This window comes from Pseudomonas sp. PDM31, assembly GCF_019218965.1.
Lineage (GTDB): Bacteria > Pseudomonadota > Gammaproteobacteria > Pseudomonadales > Pseudomonadaceae > Aquipseudomonas.
On the sequence record NZ_JAHUWS010000009.1, the window covers coordinates 234472 to 257456 of the forward strand.

Consider the following 22985-nt stretch of genomic DNA (forward strand, 5'->3'; position numbering starts at 1 on the left):
TGTTAGATCATTTCCTCGCCGCCCTTGCCACCGAGAACGATTTCTCCGGCTTCGGCCATACGGCGGGCGATAGTGAGGATTTCTTTCTGCGCGGTTTCCACGTCGCTTACGCGCACCGGGCCTTTGGCTTCCAGGTCGTCGCGCAGCAGTTCGGCCGCACGCTTGGACATGTTCTTGAAGATCTTTTCCTTGACGCCTTCGTCCGAACCTTTGAGGGCCAGTACCAGAACGTCGGAAGACACTTCACGCAACAGCGCCTGAATACCGCGGTCGTCGACATCGGCCAGGTTGTTGAACACGAACATGAGGTCTTCGATCTGACCGGACAGGTCTTCGTCGACTTCGCGGATCGAGTCCATCAACTGGCCTTCGATCGAGCTGTCGAGGAAGTTCATGATGTCCGCTGCGCGCTTGATGCCGCCCAGGGTGGTGCGCGAGGCATTCGAGTTGCCGGAGAACTGCTTCTCGAGAATCTGGTTGAGCTCTTTCAGGGCTGCCGGCTGCACGGTATTGAGCGAAGAAACCCGCAGGATAATGTCCAGGCGTGCCTTGTGGTCGAAGTTGCCGAGCACTTCCCCGGCCTGATCCGGATCGAGATACGCCACGACGATCGCCTGGATCTGCGGGTGCTCGTAACGGATCACATCGGCCACGGCGCGCGGCTCCATCCACTTCAGGCTGTCGAGGCCGCTGGTGTTGCCACCGAGCAGGATACGGTCGATCAGACCATTGGCTTTGTCTTCGCCCAAGGCCTGGGTGAGCATCTTGCGCACATAGTCATCGGAGCCGACGCCCAGGCTGGTCTGGTCGCCGACCATGTCGACGAACTCGCTCATCACCTGCTCGACCTGCTCGCGGTGCACGTTGCCCATCTGGGCCATGGCCACACCTACGCGCTGAACCTCTTTGGGCCCCATGTGGCGCAGTACCTGGGCGGCGTCAGTAGAACCCAGCGACAGCAGCAGGATCGCGGCTTTGTCGACCTTGGTCAGTTTGGCGGCAACGGCTCGGTTATCACTCATCTGCGTTAATCCACTCTTTCACGACCTGGGCCACGCGACCCGGATCCTCTGCCACCAGACTCTTGATTGCGTTCAACTGTGCGTCATAGCCTTCGCTCGGGCTCGGCAGCAGGATGCTTTGCGGGCCGCCGAGGCTGACACGATCATTGGCCAGTTCGCCATCCAGGCCGCCCATGCCACCCAGCTCGACATCGCTGCCGATACCGGCCAGCTGCTTGCCTTTGCCGCCACCGGTGATGTTGTTGAGCACCGGACGCAGGACACCGAACACCAGCACCAGAATGAACAGCACACCCAGCACTTGCTTGACGATGTCCCAGAACCACGGCTGGGAGTAGAACGGAATATCGGCTATCACTTCGCCGCGATCGGCGGAGAACGGCATGTTGATCACGCTGACACTGTCGCCACGGCTGGCGTCGAAACCGACCGCGTCCTGAACCAGACGGGTGAAGCGTGCCAATTCGTCGGTACTCCACGGCACCCGGGCGGTTTCACCGCTGGCCGGGTTGAGCTTGACCTGATCATCGACGACCACCGACACCGACAGGCGATTCAAACGGCCCTGCTGCTGCCTGGTGTGACTGATGGAACGATCGAGTTCGAAGTTTTTGGTCGACTGTTGACGTTTGTCTGCCGGGTACGGTGCGAGCATCGGCTGGCCGGTGGCCGGGTCCATGATCTGCTGGCCGTTGGCATCGATCAACGGTTGCCCCGGCTGGACCATGCCAGCTTGCGCGGTGCTGCCACCGGTGGTTTGCGGGGCCGAAGCCGGCGACGGTGGCTGGTTGCTCAAGGCACCCGGCACACCCTGGGGGCCATTGCTGGCGGTGCGCTGCTCATTGACCGACTGCTCACTGCGCAATGCCGGCTGATCGGGGTTGAATTGCTCGGAGGTCGACTCGACGGCGCTGAAATCAACGTCGGCCGACACTTCGGCCTTATAACGATCATTGCCCAACACCGGTTGCAGGATGTTATGCACGCGCTGGGTGAGCATGCTTTCCATGCGACGGCTGTAATCGAATTGCTTGCCGGCCATGGTCAGTTCGGAGTTTTCCGCCTGATCGGAAAGCAGGTTGCCCTTCTGGTCGACCACGGTGATCTGCGACTTGCTCAGTTCAGGAACACTGGTCGCCACCAGATTGACGATGGCCACGACCTGGCCCGGCTCCAGGGAGCGACCGGAATACAGTTCCACCAACACCGAGGCGCTCGGCTTGCGCTCGTCGCGCACAAACACCGAACTCTTGGGAATCGCCAGATGCACCCGGGCACCCTTGACGTTGTTCAGGCTGGAAATGGTCCGCGCCAGTTCGCCTTCGAGGCCGCGACGATAACGGGTCGCTTCCATGAACTGGCTGGTCCCCAGGCCCTGTTCCTTGTCGAGGATTTCGAAGCCGATGTTGCCATCGCTGGGAGTGACACCAGCGCCCGCGAGCTTGAGTCGCGCACGGGACAGATCCTCGGCCTTGACCAGCAAGGCGCCGGAGTTGGGTTCGACGGTGTACGCAATATCGGCGCTGGCCAGGGTATCCATGACCTGCTTGGCGTCCATACCGGCAAGGCTGCCGTACAGAGGCCGGTAGTCCGGCTGCTGGGACCACAACACCACGGCAAAACCAATCGCCACGCTCGCTGCCAGGCCGACCAACAGGCCCACCTGACGCAACATGGTCATCTCTGAAAGGTTTTCCAGGAACGACAATCCGAACAGCGGCGGTTTGCCGTCTATCGGGGTGGCCTTGGCCGGAACATTATCGGCGACTGCTTCTGCCATGACTCAATCTCGTCCTTTAAACCGGCATCTGCATGATGTCTTGATAGGCCTGAACCAGCTTGTTGCGCACCTGGGTCAACGCCTGGAATGACACACTGGCCTTTTGCGAGGAAACCATCACATCCGTCAGGTCGACGCCGCTTTTGCCGATTTCGAATGCACTGGCCAACTGAGTGGAAGCCTGCTGGGTGTCGTTCACTTTATTAACGGCCTGACCGAGCATGTCGGAAAAGCTGCTGCCCGCCACTTCAGGGACGCCGGCAGTCGATTTCGGCGCAGACATGGCATCCATTTGCATGGCCCGCATATCCAGCATCAATCGATTGAATTCAATACCTTGGCTCATGATCTACTCTCGTTGGCGACCCGCAATTTTTTGACGTTCACTCGGCGGGTAGTCAGGTGTTAGCAACAAGGGTGCCAGCTCCACGGCAAACTCGAACAAAAGCTCTAGCCACATGGCGCAACCGGCATCCGCCTATTGCCGACTGTAGGAGCGAGCATGCTCGCGATGGGCCTGAGAACACCGCGGGGTGTCAGGTTCCCAGCGTTATCGTTGACGACCATCGCGAGCATGCTCGCTCCTACAGGGGACCGTGGCGCAACCGGAATCCGCCTACTGTAGGAGCGAGCATGCTCGCGATGAGCCTGAGAACAACGCGGGGTGTCAGGTTCCCAGCGTTATCGTTGACGACCATCGCGAGCATGCTCGCTCCTACAGGGGACCGTGGCGCAACCGGCATCCGCCTACTGTAGGAGCGAGCATGCTCGCGATGAGCCTGAGAACAACGCGGGGTGTCAGGTTCCCAGCGTTATCGTTGACGACCATCGCGAGCATGCTCGCTCCTACAGGAACAGATTCAAGTAGCGAATAGAAAGGCTTCCACGTCCATCCCGGCATCACGCATCTGCGCCAGCTTGTAGCGCAAGGTTCGCGGACTGATGCCCAGGCGCTCGGCCGCTTCCTTGCGACGGCCGCGTTCGGCGCGCAAGGTGTCGATGATCATCTGAAATTCGCGCCGGCGCAGGTCATCGCCCAAGGCTCCCGCCGACTCGGATTCGATTTCCACGGCGCGCGCAGCTGCGGGCGTCGATACCGGCAATGGCGCACAGGCGACTGGCCCGGCCAGGCAGAAATCCTGCGGCTGAATCAAACCGCCCTGCTGCAGAATCAAGGCGCGCTGAATCGCATTGTCCAGTTCCCGTACATTACCCGGCCACGGATACCCGACCAGGCACGCCTGCGCCTCGGGCGACAGCCTGGCGGGCGCATGCTTCATTTTATTGACGTGACGGGCCAGCAAGCGCTCGGCCAACGGCAGGATGTCGGCGGTGCGCTCGCGCAATGGCCGCCAGGCCAGGGGAAACACCGACAGACGATAGAACAGGTCTTCACGGAAACGCCCGGCCGCCACTTCTGCAGCCAGGTCGCGGTTGGTCGTGGCGACCACGCGGATGTCCAGGGTGATCGGCTTGCGCGCCCCGACCCGCTCAACCTCGCGCTCTTGCAATACGCGCAGCAGTTTGGCCTGCAGCCCGAGGGGCATTTCGGAAATTTCGTCGAGCAGGATGGTGCCACCGTCGGCCTGCTCGAATTTGCCGGCCTGGGCGGCGATAGCACCGGTGAAGGAACCTTTTTCGTGGCCGAACAGGGTTGCTTCGAGCATGTTGTCCGGGATCGCTGCACAGTTGATCGCAATGAACGGCTGGCTGGCCCGATGGGAATGCTGATGAATGTAACGCGCCAGCACTTCCTTGCCGGTCCCCGACTCACCGGAGATCAATACCGTGGAGTCGCTGCGCGCTACCCGCGCCGCCAGTTCCAGCAATTGCGCGCTGGCCGGCTCGTTGGCAATCGGCCCTTCGCACGCCGTCGTACCGAGGTTGCCCAGGGCGTGACGCGCCACCAGATCGAGCAACGCCCGGGGCTCGAATGGCTTGACCAAGTAGTCCACCGCGCCCTGGCGCATCGCATCGACTGCGCGCTCCACCGCCCCATGAGCCGTCATCAGCAGCACGGGCAATTGCGGTTGTCGCGCACGCAACAGGCCGAGCAACTGATGGCCGTCCATGCCCGGCATGTTGACGTCGCTGATCACCAGACTGAAAGACTGGCCAGCGGCAGCGGCCAATGCTTGCTCTGCCGACCCCACGGCGGCGTAATCATGCCCCGCGAGCATCAGCGTATCGGCCAGCGCTTCGCGCAACGCGCGGTCATCCTCGACCAGTAGAACCTTGATTGCCATGTCCGTCACTCCGCGCCCAAGGCGCCGCAGAACAACGGCAGGATTACCAGTGCGCACGTACCGCGACCCGGGCGCGAGTGCAAACGCAGATCCCCCTGGTGAGCACGCGCCACCGCCTTGACCACCGTCAGGCCAAGGCCGGTACCGTTGGTTTTGGTGGTAAAGAACGGCTCACCCAGACGCTCCAGCACCCCGGCATCGATACCGCTGCCACTGTCGCTGACACACAGGCGCAGATGATTGCCACGGGTGTAAAGATGAACTTTGAGGCGCAGGTCGCCGGCATTGGCCTGGATGGCATTTTCGATCAAATTCAAAATTGCTCCGACCAGGGTGTCGCGATTGCACAGCAACTCCCCAGCATGGCTGTCGCACTGCCAGCGGATCGGCAGGTCCTGCACATGGGGCAGCGCAACCGCTTGCAGCGACTGCAACAATTGGCCAGGCGTGAGCCGGTCGGTCAACGGCAGCTCGCCACGAGCAAACACCAGCATGTCGCGCACCTGATGTTCCAGTTCGTGCAGGCGCTCCTTCAGGCGCCCGGCAAAACGTTGCTGGGTCGCGACCGGCAAAGCCTGCTCAGTCAAATGGCTGGCGTAAAGCAACGCGGCGGACAAGGGCGTACGAATCTGATGGGCCAACGAGGCCACCATGCGCCCAAGGGACGACAGCCGTTCGTGGCGCGCCAGCTGATCCTGCAGGTGACGGGTTTCGGTCAGGTCATTGAGCAACACCAGTTGACCGGGTTCGGCGTCCAGCGAGCGGGTGGCAATCGACAGGCGCCGACCATCCTTGAGTGAAACCTCATGGCCGTCGTCTTCGCGAGGCGCAAAGCAGCGGGCAATGACCAGGCGCCACAACTGGCCTTCGAGCGGCAGACCGAGCAACTCGCGGGCCGCCGGGTTGGCTTCGCGCACGATGCCCTGGGCGTCGATGACAATGACACCGCCAGGCAACAGATCAAGGAGATTTTGCAGGCGATTGGCCAGGCGCTCTTTTTCCGCCAGTTCCTGCATGCGCTGGGCGCTGACCACCGCCAGCTCGCCCTTGAGCTCGGTCACCCGGGCTTGCAGCAGGCTGTAGGAATCGGTCAACTGACTGGACATCTGGTTGAACAGAGAGAACGCCTGCTCAAGACCAAGCCGGCTCGCCTGCTCTACGGACGACGGTTGCCCCGAAACGTCAGGGACAGGAGACATCTGGGCGGCTTGGGGCATCGTGCTCTCTCGCGTGGCTGACCGTCAGTTAAACGGAACGTTGCGAGGGACGTAGCAATACCCGTGCCTAAAAAAAACAGCCTAAAAATGAAGCACTTGAAAAACAGGCGTCAATCATCCGCCTGTTCGTCTCCATCACGACGGCTCATGCCGTACTTGCGCATCTTCTCCACCAGCGTGGTACGTCGAATGCGCAGCCGCTCGGCGGCACGGGCCACGATGCCATTGGCATCATCCAGCGCCTGCTGAATCAGCCCCTGCTCCAGGCTACCGAGGTAGTCCTTGAGGTCCAGGCCTTCCGGCGGCAGCATGGCGCTGGCGGTGAAGACCGGCGTATGGCCGTTGATGGCCACGCGCTCTTCAAGGTCACTGCGCAGGCTGTCGACCATTTGCTCGTCTTCATCGTCGACGTAGCGGAACTTCTTCGGCAGCTCGACCACACCGATCACCCCGTACGGATGCATGATCGCCATGCGCTCCACCAGGTTGGCCAGCTCACGGACGTTGCCCGGCCAGCCATGCCGGCACAGCGACATGATGGCGGCCGAGTTGAAACGGATCGAACCGCGCTTCTCGTGCTCCATGCGCGAGATCAATTCGTTCATCAGCAGCGGAATGTCTTCGACCCGCTCGCGCAGCGGTGCCATCTCGATCGGGAACACGTTCAGGCGATAGTACAAGTCTTCGCGGAAGGTGCCGATCTCGATCATGCTTTCGAGATTCTTGTGGGTCGCGGCAATGATGCGCACGTCGACGCTCTGGGTCTTGTTGCTGCCGACGCGCTCAAAGGTGCGCTCCTGCAACACGCGCAGCAGCTTGACCTGCATCGGCAGTGGCATGTCGCCGATTTCATCGAGGAACAACGTGCCGCCATTGGCCAGCTCGAAACGCCCGGCACGGCTGGTGATCGCCCCGGTAAAAGCGCCCTTCTCGTGACCGAACAACTCGCTCTCGAGCAACTCTGCCGGAATGGCCCCGCAATTGACCGGCACGAACGGTGCCTCACGGCGTTTGGAGTGATAATGCAGGTTGCGCGCGACCACTTCCTTGCCGGTACCGGACTCACCGAGGATCAGCACGCTGGCATCGGTGTCGGCGACTTGCTGCATCATCTGCCGCACGTGCTGGATCGCCCGGCTGGTGCCGACAAGGCTGCGGAACAGATTGGGTTCGCGATGACGCCCCCGCTCGCGCGCCTGGTCGTACATCTCGCGATAGACCTGGGCACGATGCAGGGAGTCGAGCAATTTGCTGTAGCTGGGCGGCATCTCGAGCGTCGAAAGCACTCGGCGACGCTGGTCTTCGGGCAGCTCAATGGAAGAATTATCGCCCATTAGCAAAACCGGAAGGAACTCATCCCAGGTTGACAGTGTCTTAAGCAAGCCCCCAAGTGCGCCAGGAGCATTGACGGTCCCGATGAGGACACAGATTACTTCACGACTTGATGACAAAGAGCCGACAGCCTGCTGCCAGTCATGGCTGCCGCAGGGTAAATTTTCTTCACCGAGAAAATTCAAGATCACCGCCAGGTCGCGGCGGCGGACGCTATCGTCATCAATCAGCAGAATTTTGGTTTCACGCCACATGCAATAGCAACTTCCCTAGTCAACTCAATACCCAAAATGTTGGGGCAAGCTAGACGCTTGCAGACTTGTTATGCCTGAAGACGACTGAAATCTGGAACCAGCTCTAGTTAAGTCAAAAAACCGTGCACAGTCAAATTTATGGCGCACAACTCTGAGGTTATTTAACCAAACAGATGGTAAACCTTTGCCGCGTTTTGTGCTTGATGGATCTGCGACATCTCATCGACTATCGCTTGCCTCTCCCCCGTAGCCGCCTCAAGAAGCTGCTTGTACACCCCTAGCAGCTCCTGAAGATTGTCGCGCAACGCGGCCTCGTCCACCGAAGTTTCACTCAAGACGTCTTCCATGCAGGAACGGCACGCCAGGTCCAACTCACCGATCGCTTGCCAATTGCGTTCGGCCAATGCGCCGACCAGAGCTTGGCGGGTGTGTTCGATTCGCTGCAGGACAAGACTCATGATGATCTCCTTAAAACTGCGGACTCGCAGGGGCGATACCGTCCCAGCCGTCTTTGACGGTGCGAAGCAAGTCGCCAACTTCGTCAAGAATCGCTGGATCGGTCGTGATGTTCGCCTCGGCGAGACGCTTCATCATGTACATGTAGAGATTATCCAGCCTCTCTACCTCTTCAGCCTTGTTCTCGAGGTCCAGGCCCTCACGCAAGCCGCCAATGATCCCGATGGCCTTGCTGATCAACACACCTTTACCCGGAATATCGTTGCGCTCCATGGCGCCTTTGGCCTGAGCAATACGGTCCAGCCCACCCTCCATCAGCATCTGCACCAGGCGGTACGGGCTGGCTTCGGAGACTTGAGCTTGCGCTCCAACTTTCTGATATTGCCGAAGGGCCAACATCGGATTCATGTTCTTACCTCATCGCAACTTTAGGACTCACCTGACCAATATATCGTCTACGAGTCAAAGAACTTTAAACCGGAAGACAAAAACCCGGCGCGTTTAAAACGTCGCCGGGTTTTTTGTCATGGGCTCAACGCTTAACTTTTGGAAGCCTGTGCATTAAGGCTGTCGAAGAACGAGGTGATGTTGGTCGCCGTCGCCTTCATTTGCCCGACCAACAGGTCCATGGCGTTGTACTTGGCCGTCAGCGACGCGGTCAGCGACGTCACGCGCAGGTCCAATGCCATCTGCTGATTGCTCAGCTCGCTTTTCTGCTTGTTCAGACTGGTGGTGCGCTGATCAAGAATGCCACCGGTCTGAGAATAGGGTTTGATCGCCGCGCTCATGCGGGCCAGCAGGCCATTGGTACTGTTGGTACCGGTAAACAGCGTCTGAACCTCACCACCCAGCGACTTGCTGGTCATCGCCTTGGTGAATTTTGCCGAGTCAAAATTCAACGTACCGGCTTTCTGGTCGGTGGTGATACCCAATTGCGCCAGCACCGACAACTGCCCACCCGGGCCTGGTGTGGTCAACTCCTTGCGGATATCGGCAATCAACGAACGGGGCATGGCGTCACCGGTCATTGCCGCAGAGACAGTCGGCTTGCCATCAGCACCGACAGTGGCCTGAGTCAGCGAGTTAACCGTTCTCACCAGCGTGTTGTAGGCGTCGACAAATGACTGGATCGAAGTCTGCAACCCCGTCGTATTGGTCGCCACGGTCACGGTCGAGGTGCCTGCTGCCACCAAGGTCATGCTCAAGCCGCTGACTGACGAGTTGACGGTGTTGGTTTTGCTGGTCACTGCCAGACCATCGATCGTCAGGTTCGCATCAGCCGCCAGCGCACCGATGGTGCCGGCACTGTTCGGATCAGGCAGGGTCGCCCCCGGATTCGCCGGATCGGGAATGGTCCCCATGATCTGGCTGCCATCGATCTCAAGGCCCGCGATGCCGCTGACAATGAGATCCGTGCCCTTGCCGGTCGTGGTCGAGCCGATCACCAGTCGCGACCCGTTGCTGTCGGTGACGATGTTGGCCGAGATACCCTGGGCACCCAGTGTTGTGTTGATAGCGTCACGGGTCGACTGCAAGGTCGCACCGCTCGGTATAGCAACGCTGTAGGCAGTGCCATTTTGACTGATGTTCAATGTACCAGTCGGAATGGCACTGGACGCACCGCCCGCGAAAGAAGCACTGGCAACCTTGGAGCCGGTAGCCAGGTTGTCGACTTTGATGGTGTAAGTACCGTTGACGGCAGTGTTGTCCGAGGTTGTCGTCAAAACCGTCGGCGCTGACGAGATTGCCGCAAAACCGGAAAACGCAGGGCTTGTCGCGCTGTTGAGCTTGTTCATGGCAGCCTGGTAGGCGGCCAGAGCACTTTTGAGTGTGCCTATACCAGAAATCTTGGACGTATTGATCGTGGTCTGAGTGGTGATCTGAGTCTGCTTGGCCGATTTATCGCTGTTGACCAATGCTGTAACGATCGAGTTGATATCAATACCGGACCCAAGGCCCAAACCTGGTGTAATCGGACTTGCCATGCACATTCCCCTTTATGTCTGCTGCCGGTCTTTTGACCGGTCACGCCGTCACATCAACGTACAAACACGATTCATGCCAGCTGTCAGGCTTTTGCTTCAAACAGCACGTTGCTTGCCGTCGTCAAACTTTCCGCCAGTTTCAGGGCTTCTTCGCAAGGAATCTGGCGCACCACTTCACCGGACTCCGAGGCGATCACTTTCACCACAACTGTGCCGGAAGCCTCATCGATCGAGAACTCCAGATTGCGCTTGATCGACTGAACGAATTTCTCGATCTCTTGCACGGCCAGTTTAAGCTTCTCGGGATCCGAGTCATCTCTTGCAGCTACTGACTTGACGCTATCGCGTTCGGTGCTGCTGTCGCTACGAGTGACGCCAGCCGGCTGAGCAGAAGCCGTATTTGACGGTTGAGCGGCCAGGTAAGACAAGTTCAGCTTGACGCTCATGTCCATATCCATCACCTCCTGAAGCAAAAAGCGAGAGAGCGCGACTGGCGCACTCCCCCGCTAAAACTCAACCGAATTACTGAAGCAGTTTCAGTACGGCGGAAGGCAACTGGTTGGCTTGAGCCAGAACAGCGGTGGAAGCTTGTTGCAGAGTTTGCTGTTTGGTCAGGCTGGCAGTTTCAGCAGCGAAGTCGGTGTCTTGAACGCGACCCAGTGCAGCGCTGGCGTTTTCGTTGACGTTCTGCAGGTTGGAGATGGTGCTGGTCAGACGGTTTTGCGAAGCACCCAGGTTGGCGCGAGTGGCGTTCACCGTGTCCAGAGCTTTGTCGATCGCGGTGATTGCGCCGTCGATTGCCACGAAAGCAGCAGCACTGGTAGCACCAGTCAGAACGGTAGTACCCGAACCTACGGACAGGCTGGAGGCGGCGAAGCTGGTGCTCAGAGCCAGAGTGATCTGGTTGGCGGTACCGGTGTTGGAACCCACTTGCAGGGTCATGACGCTAGCAGAACCGTCCAGCAGGTTTTTGCCGTTCAGGTTGGTGCTCTGGGCAATACGAGTCAGCTCGTCGGACAGCTGAGTGAACTCGGCGTTGGTTGCGGTACGGTCAGCAGTGATGTTGGTACCGTTACGTGCCTGGACAGCCAGTTCACGCATACGTTGCAGAATGTTGGTGGTCTCTTGCAGAGCGCCTTCAGCGGTCTGAGCCATCGAGATACCATCGTTGGCGTTCTTGATTGCCACGGTCTGACCACGAATCTGGCTGGTCATACGGGTAGCGATCTGCAGGCCGGCGGCGTCGTCTTTAGCGCTGTTGATTTTCAGGCCGGAAGACAGGCGGGTCATGGAGGTCGACAGAGCATCCGATGCACGGCCCAGGTTCTTTTGAACGTTCAGGGAGGCAACGTTAGTGTTTACGCCTAATGGCATGATGTATTCCTCGTTGGTTGGGTACTGGCTTCCGGCCCTGGCAACCGCCGGGTATGGCCTAGAGAACCTTCGTAATAGTTATCGTCGCTATTGCAGGTTGCTTGAGGGCTTTTTTGAAAAAAAATGCCATCACACTGCCACCCCTACGAAAACAAAGGCTTGCAAGACACCCACGCGAGAAAAATGGCGCCAGAAAGTCGCCCACAACACAATTACGAATGAATCACGCCGGCAGACGGAGTAACGCTCAGAGGTGAGCGTCCCCCGCTTCCAGCAAATCGACCAACTCATACTCCATCGAATCCGCCAGCCCCAGCCAGTCCATTGCTTCTTGAGCGGCGAACATCGACATGAGCAATTGCGCCCATTGCTGCTGGATCGTTTGAGGCGTTTGACTGAACAACGCCTGCGAGTTTTCGAAGATATCGACCATGTTCAGCGCCGCCTCGACATCACGCCCAAGTCGAAACAACTGCGCGCACTGGCGGCAATCAATGACACATTGCGCAAACCCGCTCATTGCACGAACTCCTGATTGAACGTCGTACCGACAATCATTGCGCCTGCCCGGCTGCTGTTGAAAAACTGTACCTGCGGGTGCCCGGCAATGTAGCGCTCCAGCTCGCACAGGTAACTGCGAAAATTCAACTGCGTGCTGACACGCTCGCCATTGCCGTCGAGCACCCAGTACCTGGCCTGACTCAGTGCCGGCCCCAGGTCGCCATCGTTCCAGCCGGCGTGGGTTTTGTTCATGGGGAACGCAAAGTCGGCGCCGAACAGCGTAATCCGCTGCGCGCCCATCTTCACCGCCAAGTCCACTGCCGGATGAATCACACTGCCACCGACATACAGTTCAGCCCTGGCGACCTGCCGGCGCAGAGCCGCATAGACCGGGCTGGCGGAGTACCCGACGTAACGCACACCTTGCCAGGCCGCCAACACCCGCGGATCGCTCAAGGGCAGATAGACCAGCGGGATGTCGCCAGTGTCCTCGGGCGGCAGATGCCTGAAGCCGATGCGCTGATCGATACTGACCACCACGTCCGGTTTGATGCCATGCTCGCGCAGAGGTTTGTAGGCGGTATCGACGCTGATGAACAACGGTCGTGGCACCTGTTCGCGCACAGCCCTGAGCTGCTCGAAATGCTGCTCAAGGCTAGGCCCGGTGGCGATCACGTAAACCTCCCGTCCCGGGCATGTCGCGAACAACTCGGCAACATCGGCATCCTGACTGACGAGCCCGAAACTCTCTTGCAGCCGCTGGACAATCTCCGGGGATTGCGGATCGAACTCGCGATTATTGAACGTCAGGTGCACTTCACTGAGCAGGCGGTCGCGAATTTTGGCATTGAAGTCATCGGCCAGGAGCATCTCGGAAGGCAAGGCAAAAAATGGCTGGCAAATTTCCGGCGAATCACCGGCATACCTCAATTCGACGCGCGGGTCGTCGAGCCAATGCCGCTGATCGAGTAACTGTAGCGTCAGCATGAAAATCGCACCGTTGAGGATATGCACGTACAAACGCTGAAGGTCTGCGCCTTCGAGCAGCACTGTCGGCAAATCACCCAGCCCTGTGCCGTAGACATGCACCACCGGGCTGCCCGGGGGCAAGCTGGCGGCCTGCAGTCGTGCTTCACGGGTGCGATCATGGCGACTGGTAAGCTGAATACCGCCAATACTCAGCGTCGAGCCCAAGCCTTGCACTAACTCAGCCTGCTCTTGCATGCCGGGTTCGGTACTCAACCGCGCAAACAGTGCCGGCCAGCGTCGCTCTATCACCTGAGCATTGTGGTCAAAGCTGTCGCTCATATCGCCTCGCGCACCAACGAAAAAAATAGCGCTCAAGGTTACACCCGGAGCGCTATTTTTTATGCCACAAAGTTCGTGTCAGGGGCGATAAATAATCGCCGAACCCCACGACAAGCCAACACCGAAACCACTCAGCGCAACACGCTTCCAGCTGGAATCGAGCACGTGCTTTTCCAGCAGCAACGGAATGCTCGACGACACCGTATTGCCGGTCTCGACCATGTCCTTGATGAATTTCGCAGGGTCCCCTTCGAAGCGGCGTGCCACGGCATCGACAATGGCCGCACTGCCCTGGTGAATGCAGAAGGCATCGACATCGTCAGCCGTCAGTTGCGCCTCGGCCAGCAGTTCATGCAAATGCGCCGGGACTTTGAGCAAGGCAAAGTTGAACACCTGACGACCGTTCATGAAAAACACGCCATCGCTGACTTTCAGGTGCGGCGCGCCGGAACCGTCGGTGCCGAACTTGGCTTTGCCCAGCTGCCACGGTGCGTTTTCGCCCATCCAGGTCGCGGTGGCGGCATCGCCGAACAGCATGGTGGTATTGCGATCTTCCGGGTCGACGATCTTCGAATACGGATCGGCAGTGATCAGCAAGCCATTCTTCAGGCCCGCGGCTTCCATGAAGCCCTTGATGGCGTAGATGCCGTAGACGTAGCCGGAGCAGCCCAGGGAAATATCGAACGCCGCCACGTTGGTTGGCAGGCCCAGTTTGTCCTGAACGATGGCAGCGGTGTGAGGCAGACCTTCTTCGTCACCGTTCTGGGTGACCACGATCAGCACGTCGATGGCTTCACGTTTCAAATCAGGGTTGTTGGCGAACAGCGCATTGGCCGCTTCGACACACAGGTCCGAAGTTTCCTCGCCCTCGCCTTTACGAGGCAGGAAGGCCGAACCGATCTTGCCAAGGATGAACTCTTCATCCTTGTCGAATTTTGCACCTTGTGCGTAATTGTCCAAGCCGGCTACAGGAACGTAGCTCGCAATGCTCTTTATGCCAATCATTACGGCTTCCCAATAATAAACAGCCCAATACCACCGCTCGTGATGATTCGAGGGGCGCCGACAAACAGAGAAATACGTCGCCCCGAAGCGGCGACCACGGGAAGAATAAAAGGCTATCACTGGGCCAGACAGAAGCCAGGCGCCACCTTCCCGATCAATACAATACAGTGAAGATGCGCGTAATGACTCACAGGTCACTCTATTTTGCCGAATCCGCCCGACAAGACGTTATTCGACCAATGACCAATCCAGCGGTGTACCGCGTTTGAGGTCCTGCCCGGCGCGCCGGCCCATAAGGCTTTCAGCGTGCCGGGGAGCCAACCCCAGGCCCGGGCGAATGGCCCGCAGATTGTCGGCGCAAAACAGCTCGCCGGCCGCCATGTCCCGGGTGACATACAGCGAACGCCGGTACACCAGTGACTTGCGTTCGGCCTCGGTCACGCCGTAATGCACCTGGCCCATGGCCTGCCAGGCGCGCTCGGTTTCGATTACCAGGCTGGCCAGTTCGGCCGGTTCCAGGGAGAAACTGGCGTCGACGCCACCGGCAGCTCGATCCAGGGTGAAGTGCTTTTCAATCACCGAGGCGCCTAGCGCAACCGCCGCCACGGACACCCCGACGCCCATCGAGTGATCGGACAGGCCGACTTCGCAGCCGAACAATTGGCGCAAATGCGGGATGGTACGCACGTTGCTGTTGGCCGGCGTTGCCGGATAGGTACTGGTGCACTTGAGCAACAGCAGATCCCTGCAACCGGCCTCACGGGCGGCTCGCACGGTTTCGTCGAGTTCGGCGATGCTGGCCATGCCGGTGGAGATAATCAGCGGCTTGCCGGTGGCCGCGACCCGCCGGATCAGCGGCAGGTCGGTGTTCTCGAAACTGGCGATCTTGTAGGCCGGCACCTCAAGACTTTCGAGGAAGTCCACCGCCGTGTCATCGAATGGCGTGGAGAACGCCAGCATGCCCAGTTCCCTGGCCCGGGCAAAGATTGGCGCATGCCATTCCCATGGCGTATGAGCCTTCTCATACAGCGCGTACAACGAGGAACCGGCCCAGAGACTGTTGGGATCCTTAATGAAGAACTCGCCCTCGGACAGGTCCAGGGTCATGGTGTCGGCCGTGTAGGTTTGCAGCTTCAAGGCATGCGCACCGGCCTTGGCCGCGGCGTCGACAATCTGCAGTGCCACATCCAGCGACTGGTTATGGTTGCCACTCATTTCAGCGATGATGAACGGCGGCGCATCGGCCCCGATGCAACGGTTGCCAATCTTGAAACCAGTCATTTGTGATCCTTCAATACGCGCGTGAACTGGCAGGTACCCTGAGTGAAACCTGCCTCACGAAAGACTTTCAGCGACGGCTGATTGGCCGGCAATACCTGCGCAGTGATAGCCAGCAGCTGCGGCCAGTGGGCGCTCACGAAGTCTTCGCCCCGCGCCAGCAACGCCCTGCCCCAGCCCAGGCGGAAGCGTTCTTCGAACAGATAAATCGAGACTTCGGCTTCAAAACCGTGCAGGTCATAACGCAACACACCCACTGGGCCGTCATCGGTTTCGGCGATCAACAACAAGCGCTGGGAATTACTCAAACTGGCGGCCAGCCAGTTTTGATGGGACGGCCATTCAACTACACCGGTTTGCAACGACCAGCGCCGTACTGCCTCGGCATTGCGCCCGTCGAACAACAGCTGCGCATCCTCTTTGGTTGCAGGTCGGATGCGCAAAACTGCTCCAGCCAGGGCTGCCGCCACCCGTTGCGCCCCCCGACCATCGACCAATTGCCGTGAACGATCGGCAAGGCTCTGGCGTATGCCCTGATTGTCCGCCACAAAACCGATAGCCAGACGCAACTGCTCGACGCTGACCTGCTCGCGAACGCCAAGATAGACGTGCGCACCTGCAGCCGCCATCACCTCGCCGTTGGCTTGCTGATTATTGGACACAGCGATGCAGATCGTCGGCAACCCCATCGCTGCCCGTTCCCAGCTGGTACCGCCACCGGCGCCGACAAACAGGTCCGCCTCGGTCATCAAGCGGTAGAAGTCGCTGACAAAGCTGTGCAAGCGCCAGTTCGGATGCCCCGCCGCGAGCGCCTGCATCTGGTTCCAGGCGGGGTTGTCGGCCCCGGCGACGAAGTCGACCTCCAGTTCATGGAAGTCCGCCAGCGCCAGCATCGCGTGTTGTGTCTGCATGGCTGCATCAAAGCCGCCAAAGTTCACCAGTACTCGCCTGGCCCGGGGTTTGATCTCGATGGCCGGGCAGCAAAACTCTTCGCGCAGCATGGCAAATCGTGGGCCGAACAGCGTCTGGCAGTCCGGCGGCAGCAGCGAGGCATAAGCCTGGGGCGTGCCAGACAAGTTCTGATTGAGCAGCAGGTCGACGCGGTACTGGCGGGTTGCGAGGTCATCCACCGCGGCGATCCGTGGCGCCCAGCGGCGAGCCGCCGTTTGCCAGTGATGGTCGAGGCCGTAGTGATCGACGATGATCCAGTCGAACGCCGGATGACCTTCCAGCACCAGCGCCAGCGCGTCGATATCCGCCTGCCACGGCAGCATGGACTCGATGGCCTGCAACGGGTCTTCACCGGGATAACGATCCGGCAGCGCGAAGGTTTCGAAGCCTTCGCCCGCCAGGGTATCGAGCCGATGCCCCGGCAACCGTCGGCAGGCAAATACGACGTGCGATCCCTGCTTGCGCAGGGTTCTGGCCAGCGGCAACAAACGAGCGATATGGCCGCTGCCAATGGCTGGCGACGAGTCGGAACGAATCAGCACCCTCATTGCAATTCCCCGCCGGCCTTGAGCACGGCGTAAAGGTATTCGGCACGCGTCCAGTCCTCAAGCGTGTCTATGTCCTGCACCAGATGCCGCGGCAGAATCACTGGCAGGCTTGCCGGCGAGAATAGCGCATCACCACGCAACCAGGCCTCGCTGCGCCCCCAGTAGAACTGGCCGGCATCCTGGAAGGCTGCGGGCAAGTCCTGGGAACGGGTCTGGCGAAACTCCGGGTAGAGCGGGGTCAAGGCGCCCTGCTCGTCGAGGGTCAAGGCCCTTTGCACCGGGAATCCGAAACTGCCTACGGAAAAGGCGAAGGCCTTGTCTGCATGCTGTTCAAGCAACTCGAAGCCCTGATGCAGATATCGCGCCTGCAACAGCGGCGCGGTCGCGTAGATGCAACACGCATAGTCGAACGCCGGCAGTTCACCCAGGGCATGGACGATCACTGCCGCCGTGCCGGTGAAATCATCGGCCAACGACGCCGGACGCATGAACGGCACCCGCGCCCCGTGACCCCGTGCGACTTCGGCAATTTCTTCATCGTCGGTGCTGACGATCACCTCGTCGAACAGATTCGATTGCAGCGCCGTAGCAATCGAACGGACGATCATCGGCACGCCGTCGAACAGCTTGAGGTTCTTGCGCGCGATTCGCTTGCTGCCGCCACGCGCAGGAATGATCGCGACGCTGCTCACCGTCGCCGCCCCGATACAAGACGATAAATCATGATGTTCAACCCAGAACCCGTCTCAAATGCTCCACCACTTCATCCTGTTCTTCATCCGTCAGGTCCGGGTACAACGGCAAGCTGATGGCTTCGGAAAAATAGCGCTCGGCCTGCGGAAAATCGCCGTCCTTGAAACCCTGTTCACGGTAGTACGGCTGCAAATGCACCGGAATGTAATGCAGGTTCACACCCAACCCGGCTGCGCGCAAGGCTTCGAACACCTGAGTCTGGTCGAGTTTGATCTGCGACAACTGCAACCTGACCACGTACAGGTGCCAGGCTGACTCGGCGCCTTGCTGAACCGTCGGCAATGTCACCGCCAGGCCCGCCAACAGCGTTTCATAACGGGCGGCCAATTGACGACGCCTGGCGACAAACCCGTCCAGCCGCGCCAGTTGCGACAATCCCAGTGCCGCATGCAGATCGGTCATGCGGTAATTGAAGCCCAGTTCCAGTTGCTGGTAGTACCACAATCCCGTGTCCGGCACGTTCATCTGTGCCGGATCACCAGTGATCCCGTGGCTGCGCAGGCGTCGCAAGCGCTCGGCGAACTCCGGGCGATTGGTCAGCACCATCCCACCCTCGGCGCTGGTGATGATCTTGACCGGGTGAAAACTGAAAATCGTCATTGCCGCGTGTTGGCCACAACCCACCGGCCGCCCAAGGTACGAAGCACCCACTGCATGGGAGGCGTCCTCGATCAGCGTAAAACCATAGCGCTCGGATAGCTGCGCGATCGCGCGCATGTCACAACTCTGACCGGCGAACGCAACCGCCACCACCACTTTGGGTAACTTGCCGCAGGCTTGGGCGATCTCGAGTTTCTGCGCGAGTAACCGCGCATCCAGGTTCAAGGTGCCCGGGTCAATGTCGACAAAATCGACTTCAGCGCCGCAATAGCGACCACAGTTGGCCGACGCGACAAAGGTATTCGGACTCGTCCACAGCACGTCGCCCGGCCCCAGGCCGGCGACCAGGCAGGCAATGTGCAGCGCCGCCGTGGCATTGCACACCGCTACCGCATACTCAGCCTCGCAACGTTGGGCCAAGGCCCGTTCAAAGCGCTCGATGGTTGGCCCTTGGGTCAACCAGGGGGACTTGAGCACCTCCATCACGGCATCGATGTCTGCCTGGTCGATGTTCTGCCGGCCGTAGGGAATCCGGTAGGGCATCATGACCATGACTCGACACAACGCCCAACCAGCGGGCAGGCACGCGTGGCCTCGAACATCATTTCGCCGTTGAGCATGTGAGCGTCCTTTTATTGATCAGACAGTTGAGCGAGCAACTGCGCCCAGTTCACACTGCGCGCGGTGCCGAGGGTAAAGCCCTTGCCGGTCATGGCCAGGTTCTGGTTGTACGCCAGATCGTGGCTCAATGCCCCGGGCCACTTTTCCCGCAAGGCTTCAAGGGCCTGCGGTGCCTCGGGCAAGGTGCCCGGGTGGATGACCTGAACCTGTGGCGTCCACACCACCAGATAGCCCGCCTGGCCGGTTTTCAGGCAAAGGTCGACGTCGCTGAAGGCGTCCGCGAACACGCCCTCGTCCAATCCGCCAACCTCGTCAAACAACGCTTTGCCGATCATCAGACACACGGCCGAGACAGCTGAGTAATTTTGCTCAAGCACCAGGCGATCAAGGTAACCCCTGGCCTCTTTCGGTTCGCCGGCAAAGGCGCAACCGACACCGTCGTTCATGCCCAGAATCAGCCCGGCCTGCGTGACGTTGCCATCACGGTCCTGCAGCTTGGCACCGACCACACCCACTTCCGGACGCTGGGCCTGGTTGAGCAGCGATTCGAGCCAGGTCGGGTTGACCACTTCACTGTCCGGCGCCAACAGCACCAGGTATTCACCCTGGGCCTGCCGACAGGCTTCGTTGTACAAGGCCGACGCGCTGAGAGGCTCGTGTGCCCGCAGGACACGGGCCCTGTCGCCTGGCTGTCCCAGACCGTCCAGCCATTGCAGCATGTCGGGGGACTGGCTGGCGTTATCGGCGATCAGCACTTCGTAACGGGTGTAGCGGGTACGTTGCACAATTGCGGTCAGGCAACGTTGAACCTGCGCCAGGTTGTCCTGGCTCGGCACAATGATCGACACCAGCGGGCGCTCAGCGTGCCGGTAGTCGATGCGGTAAGTGCCCGGCGTGTCCGAGGTGACTTGCGCCTTGTAGCCGCGGGTGGCGAGGTGACGGATCAACGTCTGGCGCTCGTGGGCATTTTCTTCGCGTACGGCTGCAGGGGCGATCAACAGAGGCTCGTCCAGATGAGCCAGCCAGGCCATGCCGCCCTGTTCGATGACACGCAGCAGCAGGTCGAACTCCAGCGCCTTGCTGAAGTCGGCCTGGTAACCGCCGGCGTCCAACCAGACATCCTTGCGGATCAGCCAGTGCCGCGCCATCAGCGCTGGAAGGCTGAGCAGCAAGTCAAGGTTGAAGCCCGGACGAAACACGTCAACCAGCGCGCCATGGGCGTCGCGATGAATTTCGTCCATTGCCACCGCTCGGCAGTCAGGTGCGGCGTGCAATTCCAGACCGGCGCGCAACAGGCCACCTGCGGTGAACTCGTCACCCGCCTCGGTCAGCAGCAACCAGTCGCAGGTAGACAGACGCGCGACTTGATTGAGCTTGTCGACAAAGTTGGCCTGGGTCACTCGAACAAAGTGCAGCGTGTTCTGCTCCGTCGTCGCCGTCAGCGGCTCACCCGTGGTGAACACCACGATTTTGAAGGCGTGGTTGTGACCTTCCAGCAAGCTATCGAGGGTGATCTGCAGCTTGGCCGCGTCGTTGTCGAGGTCCAGTATCAGAATGCCGAATTGCGGACCACCGTTGTGGGCCGCCAGGTGACGCGAAGTCGCGGCGACTTCGTCTGCGTCCGGCGTACGCGCTGCCAGCCACTTGAGCAGGCGACCGGAACGCATGGCACCGAATGCTTCTGTATGGTCTTGGGTCGATACGGCGTCCAGGCGCTCGCTCCAGGCGAACATATCCTGTGCCTCTTGGGCTGTACCCAGAAGTTCCAGCTGTTGCGCCAGACGCGTGACCACCCTACGGTTGAATGGGCCGCTGTCAAATGCGTGCCACAGCCGATCGACGACGCTTTGGGCGGTGTCGTTGTTGCGTGGCCGCATCATGTTTTCCTGGTCCGCCCAAATACCTTCAAGCCCTTGTAGCTGAAGACGACCGGCCGGCATGGCATGCAGCAAAAATTCGATTTGAGTCAACAGGTCGAAGAATGCCTGATTGTAGTAAGGCATCTCGACGTATTGTAAAAGGCCGAATTTACGGTCTGGCCCATTCTGCACATTGCTCCAGCGCGATTCGAAAATGGGTTCGATGGTCAACGATCTGGAAGTGCGCAGGCACTGACCCATTGCCTCAAAACTGTCCAGAGCCAACTGCCTGCCCTGTGCCGGATCCAGTCCGGTTTGCACACTTGGCAGTGTCGACAGCAACTCGGCGAAAGCCTCACGCTCCGACACCGATTTGGCATCGCTGGCGCTGAGGGTGGTCATGACCTCGGTATTGTGCTCCGAGGTCATGTAATTGGCCTCTCGCACGACATAAGGAATGGGTAGCAGCCGCGCCTTTGACCTTGCCAGCATGTAGTACGCATGGCCGATTTCCTGCCATTCGAAACTGGTGTTTTCCGGCATGACTGCGTACCAGTCGCGCAACAGTTCGACACGGTGGACGGCATAAAACGGCGGAATGTACTGCTGCATGAAATCGATGACCCGGTCCTGCGCACGCTCGGACGAATAGTCTTCGCAGACCTTCTTGTCCCGACGGTAGTAGCACACGCTGCTCGCCAGGGTCAGGTACATCAGGCAATAGCCGTGGCACATGCCGTAATCCGGGTTCGACTCCAGAAACGAAACCGAAGCCTGGATCGCGTCATGCACGATGAAGTCATCGTCGGCGGCGAATATCATGTACGGCGTGGTGACCTGTTGCACGCCGTAGTCGAGCTTGGCCCGCAGGCCCTGATAGCCAAACTGCGGCACATGCCGGTAGTCGACCGACGGGAACACGCCGTCGATGCCATCGGTGACCCGGGTCGAAGAGTCCAGCAGCAAAATCCTGCAAGGCAAGGTGCTGTAAAACTTGATTGCCCGGCGCACAAAGGCCGGACGGTTATGGGTGACCAGCACCACCGTCAACAACTCGTTCAGTGGTAATCCGCTTTCAGAACCGTACTTGCCTTGCATTTTCTTCCCCGCCACTGGCTATTGCCCGATGAACTCAACAATGATGCTGTTGCTTAACGAACCCGACGCAGATAGCCGTCCGGCGCCACGGTAATCAGCAGTTTGTTCTGCAACTGACGGTCGATTTCAAAATCAGCGTTTTCTTCCAGGTACTTCCATACGGCGGTCTTCGGGTTGTCGCCCGGGCCCCATGGACGGTCCGGGAAGAAATCGGCCGGCATGTCTTCAACCACGGTGTCCATGACCACGCAGTAGCTGTCCACCGAGACCAGCGGCGCGTACAGACGCAGCTCTTCGAGCACGTGGTCGTGGGTGTGGTTGGAGTCCAGGACCAGAATGACCTTCTTGCCTGCGGCGGCAGCACGCACTTGGGCCGCGATGCCCGCGTCAATGCTCGAACCTTCGATCATCTTGATGCGCTTGCTCATCGGGTGGCTTTCGATGGCTTCGCGATTGTGCGGACGAATGTCCAGGTCGATGCCCAGCACTTCACCGTGGCCTTGCAGCTCCAGCAGGGACGCGTAGTAAATGATCGAACCGCCGTGGGCGATGCCGCACTCGATCACCAGGTCCGGTTTGACCTGCCAGATGATCTCCTGCATTGCCATCATGTCTTGCGGCAACTGAATGATCGGACGGCCCATCCACGAGAAGTGGTAGCTGTACTTGTGTCGGGCCGACTCGTTGAAAAAATCCTGCGCCAGGCCGGTAAGTTTCTGGTTGTCACCCTGCTGGGCGATCTGTTCCTGGCATTCGGCTTCGAAGGCTTTATTGATGGTGTTGTCGGTCATTTTAGA

Annotated in this window: 20 protein-coding genes; all 20 read right to left on the reverse strand. The window is 59.6% G+C overall.

The features are described from left to right. Positions 1-2 precede the first annotated feature (2 nt). The 20 genes from fliG to KW839_RS19240 all read right to left on the reverse strand — a co-directional run bounded on the left by fliG (position 3) and on the right by KW839_RS19240 (position 22979). The gene (gene fliG / locus KW839_RS19145; protein WP_060541404.1) at positions 3-1022 is read right to left on the reverse strand and encodes a flagellar motor switch protein FliG; all 1020 of its coding nucleotides are present in this window, start codon (positions 1020-1022) and stop codon (positions 3-5) included. Next, the gene (gene fliF / locus KW839_RS19150; protein ID WP_060541403.1) at positions 1015-2802 is read right to left on the reverse strand and encodes a flagellar basal-body MS-ring/collar protein FliF; all 1788 of its coding nucleotides are present in this window, start codon (positions 2800-2802) and stop codon (positions 1015-1017) included. Before fliF ends, fliG begins: the two co-directional genes overlap by 8 nt. 16 nt (positions 2803-2818) lie before the next feature. After that, entirely contained in the window at positions 2819-3148 is a 330-nt protein-coding gene (fliE, locus tag KW839_RS19155; RefSeq protein ID WP_060541402.1) for a flagellar hook-basal body complex protein FliE, read from the reverse strand. Between the two features lie 514 nt (positions 3149-3662). Beyond that, positions 3663-5048, reverse strand: coding sequence for a sigma-54 dependent transcriptional regulator (locus KW839_RS19160; protein ID WP_218425185.1), 1386 nt, complete (start codon positions 5046-5048; stop codon positions 3663-3665). A 5-nt stretch (positions 5049-5053) separates the two neighbouring features. Further along, positions 5054-6265: a PAS domain-containing sensor histidine kinase gene (locus KW839_RS19165; RefSeq protein ID WP_371318086.1), complete on the reverse strand. Its 1212-nt coding sequence runs from the start codon at positions 6263-6265 to the stop codon at positions 5054-5056. A 110-nt stretch (positions 6266-6375) separates the two neighbouring features. Next, positions 6376-7851, reverse strand: coding sequence for a sigma-54 dependent transcriptional regulator (locus KW839_RS19170; protein ID WP_060541398.1), 1476 nt, complete (start codon positions 7849-7851; stop codon positions 6376-6378). A gap of 161 nt (positions 7852-8012) precedes the next feature. After that, entirely contained in the window at positions 8013-8309 is a 297-nt protein-coding gene (locus tag KW839_RS19175) for a flagellar protein FliT (RefSeq protein WP_218425186.1), read from the reverse strand. A 10-nt stretch (positions 8310-8319) separates the two neighbouring features. Continuing rightward, complete coding sequence (fliS, locus tag KW839_RS19180; RefSeq protein ID WP_218425187.1) at positions 8320-8715, reverse strand: flagellar export chaperone FliS; 396 nt, start codon at positions 8713-8715, stop codon at positions 8320-8322. Between the two features lie 131 nt (positions 8716-8846). Next, positions 8847-10292, reverse strand: coding sequence for a flagellar filament capping protein FliD (gene fliD, locus KW839_RS19185; protein ID WP_218425188.1), 1446 nt, complete (start codon positions 10290-10292; stop codon positions 8847-8849). A gap of 83 nt (positions 10293-10375) precedes the next feature. Continuing rightward, positions 10376-10744: a flagellar protein FlaG gene (locus KW839_RS19190; RefSeq protein WP_060541394.1), complete on the reverse strand. Its 369-nt coding sequence runs from the start codon at positions 10742-10744 to the stop codon at positions 10376-10378. Between the two features lie 70 nt (positions 10745-10814). Then, positions 10815-11666: a flagellin domain-containing protein gene (locus KW839_RS19195; protein ID WP_060541393.1), complete on the reverse strand. Its 852-nt coding sequence runs from the start codon at positions 11664-11666 to the stop codon at positions 10815-10817. Between the two features lie 247 nt (positions 11667-11913). Continuing rightward, entirely contained in the window at positions 11914-12186 is a 273-nt protein-coding gene (locus KW839_RS19200; RefSeq protein ID WP_060541392.1) for a hypothetical protein, read from the reverse strand. Continuing rightward, positions 12183-13475 carry a motility associated factor glycosyltransferase family protein gene (locus KW839_RS19205; RefSeq protein WP_218425189.1) on the reverse strand — a complete coding sequence of 431 codons (1293 nt, stop codon included), beginning with the start codon at positions 13473-13475 and terminating at the stop codon, positions 12183-12185. Before KW839_RS19205 ends, KW839_RS19200 begins: the two co-directional genes overlap by 4 nt. A gap of 78 nt (positions 13476-13553) precedes the next feature. Continuing rightward, entirely contained in the window at positions 13554-14480 is a 927-nt protein-coding gene (locus KW839_RS19210) for a ketoacyl-ACP synthase III (protein WP_060541390.1), read from the reverse strand. Between the two features lie 228 nt (positions 14481-14708). Further along, complete coding sequence (gene pseI / locus KW839_RS19215; RefSeq protein ID WP_218425190.1) at positions 14709-15761, reverse strand: pseudaminic acid synthase; 1053 nt, start codon at positions 15759-15761, stop codon at positions 14709-14711. Further along, complete coding sequence (gene pseG / locus KW839_RS19220; protein WP_218425191.1) at positions 15758-17257, reverse strand: UDP-2,4-diacetamido-2,4,6-trideoxy-beta-L-altropyranose hydrolase; 1500 nt, start codon at positions 17255-17257, stop codon at positions 15758-15760. The genes pseI and pseG overlap by 4 nt, the downstream gene beginning before the upstream one ends. Continuing rightward, on the reverse strand, positions 17254-17949 hold the full coding sequence (gene pseF, locus KW839_RS19225) for a pseudaminic acid cytidylyltransferase (protein WP_218425192.1): 696 nt from the start codon (positions 17947-17949) through the stop codon (positions 17254-17256). Before pseF ends, pseG begins: the two co-directional genes overlap by 4 nt. Before the next feature lie 37 nt (positions 17950-17986). Beyond that, complete coding sequence (gene pseC, locus KW839_RS19230; RefSeq protein WP_060541591.1) at positions 17987-19156, reverse strand: UDP-4-amino-4,6-dideoxy-N-acetyl-beta-L-altrosamine transaminase; 1170 nt, start codon at positions 19154-19156, stop codon at positions 17987-17989. 86 nt (positions 19157-19242) lie between these two features. After that, positions 19243-22188, reverse strand: coding sequence for a TIGR00180 family glycosyltransferase (locus KW839_RS19235; protein WP_218425193.1), 2946 nt, complete (start codon positions 22186-22188; stop codon positions 19243-19245). Positions 22189-22241: 53 nt separating this feature from the next. Further along, positions 22242-22979: a cephalosporin hydroxylase family protein gene (locus tag KW839_RS19240; RefSeq protein WP_218425194.1), complete on the reverse strand. Its 738-nt coding sequence runs from the start codon at positions 22977-22979 to the stop codon at positions 22242-22244. Positions 22980-22985 lie beyond the last annotated feature (6 nt).

Excerpts from the sequence above, each read along its gene's own strand:
- fliG (WP_060541404.1), bottom strand. The coding sequence starts at position 1,022 with ATGAGTGATAACCGAGCCGTTGCCGCCAAACTGACCAAGGTCGACAAA.
- fliF (WP_060541403.1), bottom strand. The coding sequence starts at position 2,802 with ATGGCAGAAGCAGTCGCCGATAATGTTCCGGCCAAGGCCACCCCGATA.
- fliE (WP_060541402.1), bottom strand. The coding sequence starts at position 3,148 with ATGAGCCAAGGTATTGAATTCAATCGATTGATGCTGGATATGCGGGCC.
- KW839_RS19160 (WP_218425185.1), bottom strand. The coding sequence starts at position 5,048 with ATGGCAATCAAGGTTCTACTGGTCGAGGATGACCGCGCGTTGCGCGAA.
- KW839_RS19165 (WP_371318086.1), bottom strand. The coding sequence starts at position 6,265 with ATGCCCCAAGCCGCCCAGATGTCTCCTGTCCCTGACGTTTCGGGGCAA.
- KW839_RS19170 (WP_060541398.1), bottom strand. The coding sequence starts at position 7,851 with ATGTGGCGTGAAACCAAAATTCTGCTGATTGATGACGATAGCGTCCGC.
- KW839_RS19175 (WP_218425186.1), bottom strand. The coding sequence starts at position 8,309 with ATGAGTCTTGTCCTGCAGCGAATCGAACACACCCGCCAAGCTCTGGTC.
- fliS (WP_218425187.1), bottom strand. The coding sequence starts at position 8,715 with ATGAATCCGATGTTGGCCCTTCGGCAATATCAGAAAGTTGGAGCGCAA.
- fliD (WP_218425188.1), bottom strand. The coding sequence starts at position 10,292 with ATGGCAAGTCCGATTACACCAGGTTTGGGCCTTGGGTCCGGTATTGAT.
- KW839_RS19190 (WP_060541394.1), bottom strand. The coding sequence starts at position 10,744 with ATGGACATGAGCGTCAAGCTGAACTTGTCTTACCTGGCCGCTCAACCG.
- KW839_RS19195 (WP_060541393.1), bottom strand. The coding sequence starts at position 11,666 with ATGCCATTAGGCGTAAACACTAACGTTGCCTCCCTGAACGTTCAAAAG.
- KW839_RS19200 (WP_060541392.1), bottom strand. The coding sequence starts at position 12,186 with ATGAGCGGGTTTGCGCAATGTGTCATTGATTGCCGCCAGTGCGCGCAG.
- KW839_RS19205 (WP_218425189.1), bottom strand. The coding sequence starts at position 13,475 with ATGAGCGACAGCTTTGACCACAATGCTCAGGTGATAGAGCGACGCTGG.
- KW839_RS19210 (WP_060541390.1), bottom strand. The coding sequence starts at position 14,480 with ATGATTGGCATAAAGAGCATTGCGAGCTACGTTCCTGTAGCCGGCTTG.
- pseI (WP_218425190.1), bottom strand. The coding sequence starts at position 15,761 with ATGACTGGTTTCAAGATTGGCAACCGTTGCATCGGGGCCGATGCGCCG.
- pseG (WP_218425191.1), bottom strand. The coding sequence starts at position 17,257 with ATGAGGGTGCTGATTCGTTCCGACTCGTCGCCAGCCATTGGCAGCGGC.
- pseC (WP_060541591.1), bottom strand. The coding sequence starts at position 19,156 with ATGATGCCCTACCGGATTCCCTACGGCCGGCAGAACATCGACCAGGCA.
- KW839_RS19235 (WP_218425193.1), bottom strand. The coding sequence starts at position 22,188 with ATGCAAGGCAAGTACGGTTCTGAAAGCGGATTACCACTGAACGAGTTG.
- KW839_RS19240 (WP_218425194.1), bottom strand. The coding sequence starts at position 22,979 with ATGACCGACAACACCATCAATAAAGCCTTCGAAGCCGAATGCCAGGAA.